Raw genomic sequence first — 12,450 nt, 5'->3', positions numbered from 1 at the left:
GCGCGGTAGGGGTTTGGGGGGGCGCCGCGGCGGGCCCGCCCGCGGGGGCCCCCGAGCCGTCGGTGCCGGGGACACACCCCGCGGCGAGCAGGACGACGCCGATGGCGAGCGCGGCCGGGACGGCTCTGCCGCGTGTCCGGCGCGCCCTGGTACGGGCGAGTTCCATGGGGTTCTCCTCGATGCGGTGATCAGGACCGTCAGGACCGTTGGGCACTGTCATGCACCCGGAAACCGATGGTGGGCAGGGCCCGCAGCCGTGCGCAGCCGCGCACCCGGTCCGGGATCAGATCGCCCAGGAAGGCGTAGCGGCGGGCGAGTCCGGCCGCGTCCGCCCCGCCATCGGCCGCCTGCCGCGCACGGTTCCACCAGGCGGCCACCTCCGGCCAGCCGGGCGCGGCCAGGGAGCCGCCGAAGTGCTGGACGGAGAGGGCGGCGGTGAGGTTGGCGAAGGCGAGCCGGTCGGCGAGCGGCCAGCCCGCTAGCGTGCCGGTCATGAATCCGGCCACGAAGACATCGCCCGCCCCGGTCGGGTCCAGCGCGTCCACGGGCAGGCCGGGCACCTCGGCGCGCTCCCCGGTGAGCGAGTCGATGGCCACGGCGCCCTCGGCGCCCCGGGTGACGACGGCGATCGGCACCAGCTCCGCCAGGGCCCGCACCGCCCGCTCGGGGCTGTCGGTGCGGGTGTAGCGCTGGGCCTCGGCGGCGTTGGGCAGGAAGGCGTGGGCGTAGGGCAGATCGGGGAGCGCGGCGGGGTCCCAGCGGCCGGTCTCGTCCCAGCCGACATCGGCGAAGATCTTGCTGCCCTGGTCGTGCGCCCGGCGCACCCAGTCCTCCTGCCGCCCCGGTTCGAAGGTGGCCACACAGGCGCGGGAGCGGGGCGGCGCGCCCCGGACGGCGGGCGGCGGGGCCGGGTGCTCATGGGTGACCATGGTGCGCTCGCCCTCGTACGCCATGGAGACGGTGACCGGGGAGTGCCAGCCGGGGACGCGCCGGGAGGGGGTGAGGTCCACGCCCTCGCCGAGGGCGAGGCTCTCCCAGCAGTAGTCGCCGTAGACATCGGTGCCGAAGGCGGCGGCGAGCGTGGTGTGCAGGCCCAGCCGGGCCAGGGCGGTGGCCATGTTGGCGATGCCGCCGGGGCTCGATCCCATGCCGCGTGCCCAGGACTCGGTGCCGCGGACGGGGGCGTGGTCGAGCCCGGTGAAGATGATGTCCAGGAACACGGTGCCGGTGAGGTAGACGTCGTGCTCGGGGTCCGTGGAGGCGCGCAGCGCCGCGAGCGGGTCGATCGGGTGGATCGGGTGGATCGGATCGGGGGTTCCGGCCGTGGTGCTCACCTACGTGCCTTTCCTTGTGCGGCAGGGCCTGTTCGCGCCCAGGGTCCTCCTGACGGATCTCCATGGCGTCGCGGCGCCCGGCACGCCCTCTCACCGCACCGGACACCGCTCCTTTCGCCCACGGAAATCCGTCGGAAGGACCCTGGTGGCGTGAGCGACACCTTGCACCTCACCTGAGGTGAATGCAAGAGGTCGATCAGAGTCGCGCATACTCGCTCATCTGCAGTACGTTGCCACCATGCTGCGAGAGAGCCGCCACGAGAAGCTGCTGAGCATCCTCGGCGAGGAGGGCGTGCTGCCCGTCGGCGAGATCGCCACGCGGCTCGGCGTCAGCGAGGCCACGGCCCGGCGGGACATCACCGAGCTGGGCCGGGCGGGCCGGCTCACCCGGGTCTACGGCGGCGCGGTGGCGGCGCCCACCCAGGACGAGGAGCGCCCGTTCAACGAGGTGGTGGTCGACGACCTGGCGGACAAGGAGGCCGTGGCCCGCGCCGCCGCGGAACTGGTGGCGGACGGCGATGTGCTGCTGCTGGACATCGGCACCACCACCCTCCAGCTCGCCAAGCTGCTGCGCGGCCGTCCGGTCACCGTGGTGACCAGCAATCTCGCGGTCTACGACGAGCTGCGCGACGACCCGAGGGTGACCCTGATCCTGCTGGGCGGGCAGGTGCGCGCCAACTACCGCTCGGTGGTCGGCTTCCTCACCGAGTCCAATATCCGCCAGCTGCGGGTCGGCCGGCTCTTCCTCGGCGCGAGCGGGGTGCTCCCCGACGGCAGCGTGCTGGACAGCACCCATGTGGAGGTGCCGGTCAAACGGGCCATGCTCGGCGCGGCCCGGGAGGTGGTGCTGCTGGTCACCGCGGGGAAGTTCCCCGGAGACACGGGTCTCGCCCGGATCTGCGGACCGGAGGGCATCGACACCCTGATCACCAACAAGACCTCCGACCCGGCGACGCTCGCCGTGTTCCGCGAGGGCGATGTGGAGGTAGTGACCGTATGAGGCTGACCGTGCTGGGCGGCGGCGGGTTCCGTATGCCCCTGGTGTACCGGGCGCTGCTCGATGACCACGGGGACGAGGCGGGGCGCTGCACCGAACTGGTGCTGTACGACACCGACCAGCGCCGGCTGGACGCGATCCGCGCGGTCCTGGCCGAACAGGCCACGGGCCGCCCCACCGCCCCCTCGGTCCGGGCCACCACCGATCTCGATCAGGCGCTGCGCGGTGCCGACTTCGTCTTCTCGGCCATCCGCGTCGGCGGTCTGGAGGGCCGGGCGAGGGACGAGCGGATTCCGCTCGGCGAAGGGGTGCTGGGGCAGGAGACCGTCGGCGCGGGCGGGGTGCTCTACGGGCTGCGCACCCTGCCGGTGGCGCTGCGGATCGCCGAGCGGATCGCTACCGTGGCGCCGGACGCCTGGGTCATCAACTTCACCAACCCGGCGGGCATGGTCACCGAGGCGATGCAGCGGGTGCTCGGCGACCGGGTGATCGGCATCTGCGACTCCCCGGTCGGCCTGTGCCGCCGCGCCGCGCGGGCGGTCGGCGCCGACCCGGACCGGGCCACGTACGACTATGTGGGCCTGAACCATCTGGGCTGGCTGCGCCGGCTGGTGGTGGACGGCCGGGACCGGCTGCCGGAGCTGCTCGGCGACACCGGCGCCCTGGAGTCGTTCGAGGAGGGCAAGCTCTTCGGCGCCGAGTGGCTGCGGGCGCTCGGCGCGCTGCCCAACGAGTATCTGCACTACTACTACTTCAACCGGGAGGCGGTGGCCTCGATCCGGCAGGCCCCGGCCACCCGTGGCGAGTTCCTCCGCGACCAGCAGGCCCGGTTCTACGCGACGGCGGGCTCGGGCGCGCCCGGGGCGCTCAGGGAGTGGGAGCGCACCCGGCTGGAGCGCGAGGCCACGTACATGGCGGAGAGCCGCGAGGCCACCGGCGGCTGGGAGCGCGACTCCTGCGATCTGGACGGCGGCGGCTACGACCGGATCGCGCTGGCCATCATGCGGGCGATCGCCCGCGATGAGCACACCACGCTGATCCTCAACGTGCGCAACCGGACGGCCGTCCCCGGTCTTGACGAGGACGCCGTGGTCGAGGTGCCCTGTCTGGTGGACGCGGGCGGGGCGCGGCCGCTGGCGACCGGCGCGGTGGCGCCGGACCAGCTCGGCCTGATGCTGTCGCTCAAGGCGGTGGAGCGCTCGGCCATCGAGGCGGCCACGACCGAAGCGGGCAGCGATTCGGGCATCGCCCGCGGTGCGGCCCTGCGGGCCCTGGCGCTCCACCCGCTCGTGGACTCGGTCAAGGTCGCGGGCCGGATTCTCGACGCCTCCGGGGCGCTGGCCCGCCCTTAGGGCCTGTCCGGGGTTGTGATCTGGGCTCGCGGGGCGTGGCACGCACGCTCGCCGCGTTGCCGAAACGCCCTAGTAGCTCCGCTACGAGGGCCTTCCGGCGCCTTGCGATCGCACGCACCGCGCCCCGCTCCCTGATCCAGATCACAACCCCAGACAGGCCCTAGCACATGTCCGTTCGGGCATTCCCCAGTATTTGAACCCGCCCGGACGGGCTCTGTTCACGCCCTCTTTCGGCAAACGGGCGAGAAACGGGCTCGCCGGGTGGACAATCAGGCAGCCGGGTTCCTCACCGTCCGTTGCCTCATCCGCCACGACCTGCTCTTATAACGGTTGCGAAACGGGCGCATACGGTCACGATCTCTGTGGTGCCAAGACTGGCTTCCCCTGTTGCACGCTTGTAAAACTGCCACGCAAGCCGAAAGACCTAGGCAGGAGGTGCGGCGTGGACGCGGAGGAACGCCGTCGGGAGATCCTCGACACGGCTCGCCGTGCCGGCGTCGTCGACGTCGGCAAGCTCGCCGCCGACCTCGGGGTGTCCAAGGAGACGGTGCGCCGCGACCTGCGGGTCCTGGAACAGCACGGACTGGTGCGGCGTACCCATGGCGGCGCCTACCCCGTGGAGAGCGCCGGTTTCGAGACCACTCTCGCCTTCCGCACCACCATGCATGTACCGGAGAAGTCGCGGATCGCGAGTGCGGCGGCCGATCTGCTGGGCGATGCCGAGACGGTCTTCATCGACGAGGGATTCACCCCGCAGCTGATCGCGGAGGCCCTGCCCAGGGACCGGCCGCTCACCGTGATCACCGCCTCCCTCACGACCGCCACCGGCCTCGCCACCCGTGACAACACCACCGTGCTGCTCCTCGGCGGACGGGTGCGCGGCGGCACGATGGCCACCGTCGACCACTGGGCGACGCATATGCTCTCGGGCTTCGTCATCGACCTGGCGTTCATCGGCGCCAACGGCATCTCCCGCCAGTACGGCCTGACCACCCCGGATCCGGCGGTCAGCGAGGTCAAGGCGCAGGTGGTGCGGGTGTCCCGGCGGAAGATCTTCTCCGGGGTGCACACCAAATTCGGAGCCGTCAGCTTCTGCCGGTTCGCAGATGTCTCGGACTTCGAAACAATCGTGACGGATACGGGTCTACCGCTGACCGAGGCACATCGCTATTCGCTGCTGGGGCCGCAGATCGTCAGGGTCTGACGCCCTTCCCCCGGCTGTTCTTCCTTCCCCACGTCCCTTCGATTGGACCCGTTATGCCAGTCCTGACTCTTCGTGCTGCCCGGATACCGGTGGTGGCCCTGACCGCGGGCGCGCTCCTCACCGGTTGCGCCGGTATGGGGGGCGGCAGCTCAGGCGACAAGACCATCAATGTCCTGATGGTGAACAACCCCCAGATGGTGGACCTGCAGAAGCTCACCAAGAAATACTTCACCAAGGAAACGGGCATCACGGTCAAATTCACGATGATGCCCGAGAACGAGGTCCGCGACAAGATCAGTCAGGACTTCGCCAATCAGGCGCGCCAGTACGACGTGGCCACCATCAGCAATTTCGAGGTGCCGTTCTACGCGAAGAACGGCTGGCTGATGCCGCTCGACGGCTACGCCGCCAAGGACAAGGCATTCGACCAGAAGGACGTCCTCCCCTCGATGCGGCAGTCGCTGACCGCCGAGGACGGCAAGCTCTACGCCGAGCCCTTCTACGGTGAGTCGTCGTTCCTGATGTACCGCAAGGACGTCCTCGCCCAGAAGCACCTGAAGATGCCCGAGCGGCCCACCTGGCAGCAGGTCGCGGACATCGCGGCCAAGGTGGACGGCTCCCGCAAGGGGATGAACGGCATCTGCCTGCGCGGACTGCCCGGCTGGGGTGAGCTGATGGCCCCGCTCACCACCGTGGTCAACACCTTCGGCGGCACCTGGTTCACCAAGGACTGGAAGGCGCGGCTGGACTCGCCGGAATTCACCAAGGCGACCAAGTTCTATGTCGACCTGGTGCGCAAGCACGGTGAGGCCGGTGCGGCCCAGTCGGGCTTCGCCGAGTGCCTGAACAACCTCACCCAGGGCAAGAGCGCCATGTGGTACGACGCCACCTCGGCCGCCGGGTCGCTGGAGGCGAGCAAGTCCCCGGTCAAGGGCAAGATCGGATATGTCCAGGCGCCGGTGGTGAAGACCCAGAGCTCGGGCTGGCTCTACACCTGGGCCTGGGGTGTCCAGAAGGCATCGCGCCACCCCGACAACGCGTGGAAGTTCATCTCCTGGGCATCCAGCAAGAAGTACGAGGCCCTGGTCGGCAAGAACTTCGGCTGGGCCAATGTGCCCGCGGGAAAGCGGTCGTCCACCTACACCACTCCGGAGTACCGCGAGACGGCCGGCAGCTTCTCCGAGGAGACCCGCAAGGCGATCCTCAGTGCCAAGCCGCGTGATCCGGGAGTGCAGCCGCGGCCGACCATCGGCATCCAGTTCGTCGACATCCCCGAATTCGCCGATCTCGGCACCAAGGTCGCCCAGGAGATCAGCGCCGCCATCGCCGGAAAGCAGTCCGTCGACACTGCATTGAAGAATTCGCAGAAGCTGGCCGAGAAGGTCGGCGAGGAGTACCGATGAGTAATCCGACGACGGCAGTACCCGTGAGTGGCCAGCGGCCACCGAGCGCGGCCCCCGCCTCCGCGGGGCGTCCCAAGGCAACCCGGAACCGGGCCCGGGAGTGGGCCACCCGGGCACCGCTGCTGCCCGCGCTGATCTTCCTGATCGTGGTCACCCAGCTTCCGTTCGTGGCCACTCTGGTGATCTCGCTCTTCGACTGGAACTCGTTCCGGCCCGACCGCCGTGCGTTCGCGGGGCTGGACAACTACCAGACGGTGCTCAGCGACGAGTCGCTGCGCGAGTCCATCGTCACCACCGTGCTGCTGACCGCCTCCGTGGTGATCGTCAGCGTGGTGCTGGGGCTGCTGCTGGCGCTGCTGCTGGACCGCAAGTTCCGCGGCCGGGGCCTGGTCCGCACCATGCTCATCGCGCCGTTCCTGCTGGTGCCGGTGGCCTCGGCGCTGCTGTGGAAGCACGCGCTGTACAACCCCGAGTACGGCCTGTTCAACGGCGTGCTCAACTGGCTGGGCGGGCCCCAGCCGGAGTGGCTCACCGATACGCCGCTGATCGCGGTGGAGGCGTCGCTGATCTGGCAGTGGACGCCGTTCATGATGCTCATCCTGCTCGCCGGGCTGCAGAGCCGCCCGCTGGACATGGTCGAGGCGGCCCGGCTGGACGGGGCGGGCGGCTGGCAGATCTTCCGCTTTCTGACGCTTCCGCATCTGCGCCGCTATCTGGAGCTCGGCACCCTGCTGGGGTCCATCTACATCGTGCAGAACTTCGACGCCGTCTTCACCATGACCCGCGGTGGCCTGGGCACCGCCAACCTCCCGTACACCATCTACGAAACCTTCTACAACGCCCACGAGTACGGGCTGGCATCGGCTGCGGGGGTCGTGGTGGTGATCGGCACGATCGTCATCGCCACCTTCGCGCTGCGCGTGGTGTCATCCCTCTTCCGTGAGGAGGCGTCCCGCGCATGACCGCCGTGAGCACCCCGGTGACCATCACATCCGTTCCGGAAGCCACCCGCCGGGCCAAGCGGCGCGGTGCCGCGCTCGGCGTGCTGGCCTGGTTCATCGGCATCGTCTTCGTACTGCCCGTGCTGTGGATGCTGCTGACCTCGTTCCACTCCGAGGCCGACGCCGCCACCAACCCGCCGTCGCTGGCCGCTCCGCTGACCCTCGACGGGTACAAGGACTTCTTCGGCGTGGGCGGCGGGGCGAGCCCCTGGCCCGCGCTGCTCAACTCGGTGGGCACATCCGTCTTCTCCACCTGCTTCGTGCTGCTGCTGGCGCTTCCGGCGGCGTTCGCGCTGTCGATCCGGCCGGTGCGCAAGTGGACGGATGTGATGTTCTTCTTCCTGTCCACCAAGATGCTGCCGGTGGTGGCCGGACTGCTGCCGGTGTTCCTGTTCGCCAGGGACATCAACTTCCTGGACAACGTCTGGCTGCTGGTCATCCTCTACACCTCGATGAACCTGCCGATCGCGGTGTGGATGATGCAGTCCTTCCTCGCCGACATCCCGGTGTCGATCATCGAGGCCGCCCAGATGGACGGGGCGCGGCTGCCCACCATCCTGTGGCGGGTCGTGGCCCCGATCGCGGGGCCGGGCATCGCCGCCACCTCGCTGATCTGCTTCATCTTCAGCTGGAACGAGATGCTCTTCGCCCAAGTGCTCACCGGTGTGGTCGCCCAGACCGCCCCGGCGTTCCTGACCACCTTCGTGACCAGCCAGGGGCTGTTCCTGGCCAAGGTGTGCGCCGCGTCGATGGTCATTTCCCTGCCGGTGCTCGCCGCCGGTTTCGCCGCCCAGGACAAGCTGGTCCAGGGCCTGTCTCTAGGAGCAGTCAAATGAGGGCCGCAGTCATCGAAGCCCCCGGCAAGGTCACCGTCGCCACCGTCGCGGACCCCACCCCGGGCCCCCGTGAGGTCGTGGTGGATGTGGCGGCCTGCGGGCTGTGCGGCACCGATCTGCACATCCTGCAGGGGGAGTTCGCGCCCACGCTGCCGATCGTCCCCGGGCATGAGTTCGCCGGTGAGATCGTGGGCGTCGGCAGCGATGTCACCGAGCTGGCGGTGGGTGACCGGGTCGCCGTGGACCCCTCCCTGCACTGCCATGAGTGCCGCTACTGCCGGATCGGCCGGGGCAATCTGTGCGACAACTGGAACGCGATCGGGGTCAGCGTCCCCGGCGGGGCCGCCGAGTTCGCGGTGGCCCCGGTGGCCAACTGCGTCAAGCTGCCCGAGCACGTGGACGTGGCCGACGCGGCCCTGATCGAGCCGCTGTCCTGCGCGGTGCGCGGCTATGACGTGCTCAACGGCAACCTGGGCGCCGAGGTGCTCATCTACGGCTCCGGCACCATGGGGCTGATGATGCTGGAGCTGGCCAAGCGGACCGGCGCCACCAGCGTGGACATGCTCGATGTCAACTCCGAGCGGCTGTCCACCGCCACCACCCTCGGCTGCTCCCGGTCCGCCGCCTCGGCGGACGAGCTGGACCAGCCGCGGGGCTGGGACGTGGTCATCGACGCCACCGGCAACCAGGCCGCCATTCAGGACGGCCTGGGCCGGGTGGCCAAAGCCGGAACGTTCCTGCAGTTCGGTGTCTCCGACTACGCGACGCGGGCCACCATCGAGCCGTACAAGATCTACAACCAGGAGATCACCATCACCGGCTCGATGGCCGTGCTGCACAGCTATGAGCGTGCCGCCGGGCTGTTCGCGAGTGGGGTGCTGGACCCGAAGATCTTCATCAGCCACCGGATGCCGCTGGAGGAGTACCCCAAGGCGCTCGACCAGTTCAAGGCGGGAGTGGGCCGGAAGATCGTGGTCGTCCCGTAACCGTGTGTGGTTGACGGCCCAAGCCCGGGGCACCAGGCTTGGGCCGTTATCGATCACGGTCGGCGGGAGGGGCGGGCATATGGGCAAGGGCGACGCGGTGGTGGTGGGCGGGGGCCTCGCGGGCACGCTGGCGGCGGGCGCGCTCCTCGGCCACGTCGACACGGTCACCCTGGTGGAGCGCGACCGCTACCCGGACCAGCCCGCCTTCCGCAAGGGCGTGCCCCAGGGCCGCCATCTGCATGTCTTCCTCAGCGGCGGGCGGCGCGCCCTGGAGACGCTGTTCCCCGGGCTGAACGGGGAGTTGGAGGCGGCCGGCGCGCGCCGGCTGGAGGCGCCGCGCGATGTGATCACCAAGGGCGGCAACGGCTGGCAGCGCCGCTTCCACGAGGGCAGACACGCCACCACCAGCTGCACCCGGGCGCTGTTCGACGCCACCGTACGGGCGCGGGTCCTCGCCGAGGCCGAGGGATCCGGGACCCGGGTGGAGGTGCTCCAGGGCACCGAGGCCACCGGGCTGCTCGGCGACGCGAACCGGGTCACCGGCATACGGGTGCGGGCGCGGGACGCCGGGCGTGCCGAGCGGGAGTTACCCGCCGATCTGGTCGTCGACGCCTCGGGGCGCGGCTCACGCGCCCCCAAGTGGCTGGCGGAGCTGGGCGCTCCGGCACCGCGCGAGGAGGTCGTCGACGCCGGGATCGGCTACTGCACCCAGATGTTCCGGCCCGTCGAGCCGCTGGACATGGCGATGGTCGTCCAGCCGCGCCCGGACCTTCCGCGCGGGGCGGCCTGGTCCCCGGTCGAGGGCGGCAACTGGCTGCTGACGCTGGGCGGGGTGCGCGGTCAGCATCCGCCGACCGAGAGCTCGGAGGTGCCCGGTTTCGTCAAGTCCCTGGGCGAGCCCGCGCTGTACGAGCATCTGCTGACCTGTGAGCCGGTGTCCCCGCCGTACGGGTTCCGCGACACCTCCAACCGCCGCCGCCACTACCACGCCCCGGGCGGGGTGCCCGAGGGGTTTCTCGCGGTCTCGGACGCCGCCTGCACCTTCAACCCGATCTACGGCCAGGGCATGGCGGTGGCCGCCCTCAGCGGGCTGGCCCTGCGCCGCTGCCTGGCCGAGGGGGGCCCGCGGCCCGGTTTCGCGGCCGCGGCGCAGCGCGCCGTGGCCCGGGCGAGCGACACCGCCTGGCTGACCGCCGTCGGCGCGGACCGCCCGTACGCCACGGACGCGGACGCCACGCCACCCGGGGCGGCCGAGCGGCTGCGGAGCTGGTACTTCGGGCGGCTGGCGGATCGGGCGGCGGTCGACCGGGTGGTCGGCGCGGCGTTCCGCGATGTCACCTATCTGGCGGCGGGCCCGTCCCGGCTGCTGTCCCCTTCGGTCGCCCTGCGGACGGTGCTGCTGCCGAGGGCCCGGGGCCTGACCGACCCGCCGCTGCGTGTGGAGAGTTGACCCCGGAGGGTGCCCGGGAGGGTGCGCTCAGCCGGTCGCGTCGGTCGCGTCGCGCAGATGCGCGGCCGCCGCCTGCTCCAGGTGGGCCAGGTCGCTGCTGACCGTGGCGAAGGTGAAGCCCTGGGCCAGGCGCTTGGCGGCCGTGGCCCCGTCGGGGCAGTGGATACCGGCGGCGATGCCCGCGGTCCGTGCCTCCTCGGCGACCTTCGCCAGCGCCGCCTCGAACTTCTCCGCCACCGAGGTGTCCGTCGACGTGCGGCCGCCGAGTGCGATGGTGAGGTCGGAGGGGCCGATGTAGACGCCGTCGAGACCGTCCGTGGCGCAGATCTCCGCGGTGTTGGCCAGTCCCTGGGCCGTCTCGATCATCACGACGCAGGCCACTTGCCGGTTGGACTCGGCCGGGGCGGGGCCGACGCGCAGACCCGAGCGCATCGGGCCGTAGGAGCGCACCCCGAGCGGGGGGTAGCGGCAGTGGCTCACCGCGGCGGCCGCCTCCTCGGCGGTGTTGACCAGCGGGACGATCACCCCGCGGGCGCCGGCGTCGAGGGCCTGGCCGATCCAGAAGCCGTCGTTGCCCGGGACGCGCACCATACCGGCGGCGGTGCCACGGGCGTCGATGGCGGTCATCGCGCCGAGGGTGCCCTTGTAGTCGAGGAGGCCGTGCTGGGCGTCGACGCAGATGTAGTCGTAGCCGAGCCCGGCCAGGCGCTCGGTGCCGACGGGGTTGTCGAGGACGACCCAGTAGCCGATGATCCGCCGGCGGGCGCGCAGCCGGACCGCGAAGTCGGCGGGGGAAGTGTTCATGCTGTCAGCTTCTCTCCTTCGGCGAGTTGTATCCGGCGAGTTGTGTTCGGCGAGATGTGCGGCCCCTTCGCTCCATGCGTGTTGTGAGCGGCACGCTCGCATGATTGCACGCAACACGCAAGTCTCTGCCCCGCGTCTCCGGCGAAACAGCGCGAAATGCGCAGACTGGTAGGGTTGCTCAGGGCTGCGCAGAGTCGCGCAGAGTTACGGAAGGATGGGGGCCGCGATGCGTCAGGAGGTCGGGGCGGAGGAGCGCAGGCGGCTGCGCGCCGGGGACCGCCGGGAACTGATCGCCCGGATGATCCAGACCGATGGCACGGTCGTCGTGGAGGAGCTGGCCCGCTCGCTGGAGGTGACGCCCTCCACCATCCGCCGGGATCTCGCGCTCCTCACCGAACAGGGCACCATCGCCCGCACCTACGGCGGCGCGATGAGCGCCGGTCACACCGCCGAGCCCACCCTGGGGCAGCGCAGCGGACTCGCGGTCGCCGAGAAGGACCGCATAGGGCGCTGGGCGGCCGCGCGGATCGGGCCGGGCGACACCGTCATCCTCGACGCCGGCACCACCACCGGACGGCTCGCCCATCATCTGCGCGCCCGCATCGAGCTGACCGTGATCACCTGCGGGCTCACCGCGCTGCGCGAGCTGGCCGAGGCGGACGGCATCGAGCTGATCACCCTCGCCGGGACCCTGCGCCATGTCAGCCAGGGCTTCGTCGGACCGCTCGCCGAGCTGACCCTGTCCCGGCTGACCGCGGACAAGGTCTTCCTCGGCGCCGACGGGCTGGACGCGCGGCTGGGGATATGCGAGGCGAGCCTCCAGCAGACCTCGCTCAAGGAGATGATGGCCGACCGCGGCAAGGAGGTGTACGTCCTCGCCGACAGCAGCAAGCTGGGCCAGTCCCCGTTCACCGCCTGGGCCCCGCTGGACCGGCCGTGGACGCTGGTCACCGACAGCGGCGCGACCGATGACCAGCTCGGCCCGTTCCGGGCACTGCCCGACACCGAGGTGATCACCGTCTGACGGCGCACCACCACGGTGACGGTGACGGGGTGAGCGGGCCGGGAGCCCGGCTCCGGCGG

The 12,450-nt window shown here is 70.8% G+C and carries 11 protein-coding genes; 9 read left to right on the top strand and 2 right to left on the bottom strand.

The features are described from left to right. Window positions 1–197 precede the first annotated feature (197 nt). Window positions 198–1,334, bottom strand: a complete 1,137-nt coding sequence (locus ACFXB5_RS11945) for a carbohydrate kinase family protein (RefSeq protein WP_385205740.1) — start codon at window positions 1,332–1,334, stop codon at window positions 198–200. A 238-nt stretch (window positions 1,335–1,572) separates the two neighbouring features. Between ACFXB5_RS11945 and ACFXB5_RS11940 the strand changes: the two genes are divergently transcribed. The 8 genes from ACFXB5_RS11940 to ACFXB5_RS11905 all read left to right on the top strand — a co-directional run bounded on the left by ACFXB5_RS11940 (window position 1,573) and on the right by ACFXB5_RS11905 (window position 10,563). Beyond that, the gene (locus ACFXB5_RS11940) at window positions 1,573–2,334 is read left to right on the top strand and encodes a DeoR/GlpR family DNA-binding transcription regulator (protein WP_385205737.1); all 762 of its coding nucleotides are present in this window, start codon (window positions 1,573–1,575) and stop codon (window positions 2,332–2,334) included. Continuing rightward, entirely contained in the window at window positions 2,331–3,683 is a 1,353-nt protein-coding gene (locus ACFXB5_RS11935) for a 6-phospho-beta-glucosidase (protein WP_385205736.1), read from the top strand. The genes ACFXB5_RS11940 and ACFXB5_RS11935 overlap by 4 nt, the downstream gene beginning before the upstream one ends. Before the next feature lie 442 nt (window positions 3,684–4,125). Continuing rightward, a complete protein-coding gene (locus ACFXB5_RS11930; RefSeq protein ID WP_137968737.1) occupies window positions 4,126–4,887 on the top strand; it encodes a DeoR/GlpR family DNA-binding transcription regulator in 762 nt (253 codons plus the stop codon). A 53-nt stretch (window positions 4,888–4,940) separates the two neighbouring features. Beyond that, window positions 4,941–6,290, top strand: coding sequence for an ABC transporter substrate-binding protein (locus tag ACFXB5_RS11925; protein WP_385205733.1), 1,350 nt, complete (start codon window positions 4,941–4,943; stop codon window positions 6,288–6,290). Further along, window positions 6,287–7,252, top strand: a complete 966-nt coding sequence (locus tag ACFXB5_RS11920; protein ID WP_385205730.1) for a carbohydrate ABC transporter permease — start codon at window positions 6,287–6,289, stop codon at window positions 7,250–7,252. The genes ACFXB5_RS11925 and ACFXB5_RS11920 overlap by 4 nt, the downstream gene beginning before the upstream one ends. Beyond that, window positions 7,249–8,127: a carbohydrate ABC transporter permease gene (locus ACFXB5_RS11915; RefSeq protein WP_385205727.1), complete on the top strand. Its 879-nt coding sequence runs from the start codon at window positions 7,249–7,251 to the stop codon at window positions 8,125–8,127. The genes ACFXB5_RS11920 and ACFXB5_RS11915 overlap by 4 nt, the downstream gene beginning before the upstream one ends. Further along, a complete protein-coding gene (locus ACFXB5_RS11910) occupies window positions 8,124–9,113 on the top strand; it encodes a zinc-dependent alcohol dehydrogenase family protein (protein WP_385205725.1) in 990 nt (329 codons plus the stop codon). The genes ACFXB5_RS11915 and ACFXB5_RS11910 overlap by 4 nt, the downstream gene beginning before the upstream one ends. Before the next feature lie 79 nt (window positions 9,114–9,192). Next, entirely contained in the window at window positions 9,193–10,563 is a 1,371-nt protein-coding gene (locus ACFXB5_RS11905) for an NAD(P)/FAD-dependent oxidoreductase (RefSeq protein WP_385205721.1), read from the top strand. A 27-nt stretch (window positions 10,564–10,590) separates the two neighbouring features. Here ACFXB5_RS11905 and ACFXB5_RS11900 read toward each other — a convergent pair whose 3' ends face one another. Next, entirely contained in the window at window positions 10,591–11,367 is a 777-nt protein-coding gene (locus ACFXB5_RS11900) for an HpcH/HpaI aldolase/citrate lyase family protein (protein ID WP_385205719.1), read from the bottom strand. A gap of 226 nt (window positions 11,368–11,593) precedes the next feature. On the opposite strand from ACFXB5_RS11900, the gene ACFXB5_RS11895 reads away from it, so the two are divergent. After that, window positions 11,594–12,391 (top strand): DeoR/GlpR family DNA-binding transcription regulator, encoded by a 798-nt coding sequence (locus ACFXB5_RS11895; RefSeq protein WP_385205716.1) that lies wholly within the window; start codon window positions 11,594–11,596, stop codon window positions 12,389–12,391. Window positions 12,392–12,450 lie beyond the last annotated feature (59 nt).

The organism is Streptomyces sp. NPDC059455 (assembly GCF_042750115.1).
In the GTDB taxonomy this organism is placed as follows: Bacteria; Actinomycetota; Actinomycetes; order Streptomycetales; family Streptomycetaceae; genus Streptomyces; species Streptomyces endocoffeicus.
The sequence above is the reverse complement of the archived record's forward strand: the minus strand, read 5'-3'. Positions and strand labels throughout refer to the sequence as shown.

Coding starts and splice junctions, on each gene's coding strand:
- ACFXB5_RS11935 (WP_385205736.1), top strand. CDS start 2,331: ATGAGGCTGACCGTGCTGGGCGGCGGCGGGTTCCGTATGCCCCTGGTG.
- ACFXB5_RS11895 (WP_385205716.1), top strand. CDS start 11,594: ATGCGTCAGGAGGTCGGGGCGGAGGAGCGCAGGCGGCTGCGCGCCGGG.
- ACFXB5_RS11940 (WP_385205737.1), top strand. CDS start 1,573: ATGCTGCGAGAGAGCCGCCACGAGAAGCTGCTGAGCATCCTCGGCGAG.
- ACFXB5_RS11925 (WP_385205733.1), top strand. CDS start 4,941: ATGCCAGTCCTGACTCTTCGTGCTGCCCGGATACCGGTGGTGGCCCTG.
- ACFXB5_RS11915 (WP_385205727.1), top strand. CDS start 7,249: ATGACCGCCGTGAGCACCCCGGTGACCATCACATCCGTTCCGGAAGCC.
- ACFXB5_RS11900 (WP_385205719.1), bottom strand. CDS start 11,367: ATGAACACTTCCCCCGCCGACTTCGCGGTCCGGCTGCGCGCCCGCCGG.
- ACFXB5_RS11920 (WP_385205730.1), top strand. CDS start 6,287: ATGAGTAATCCGACGACGGCAGTACCCGTGAGTGGCCAGCGGCCACCG.
- ACFXB5_RS11905 (WP_385205721.1), top strand. CDS start 9,193: ATGGGCAAGGGCGACGCGGTGGTGGTGGGCGGGGGCCTCGCGGGCACG.
- ACFXB5_RS11910 (WP_385205725.1), top strand. CDS start 8,124: ATGAGGGCCGCAGTCATCGAAGCCCCCGGCAAGGTCACCGTCGCCACC.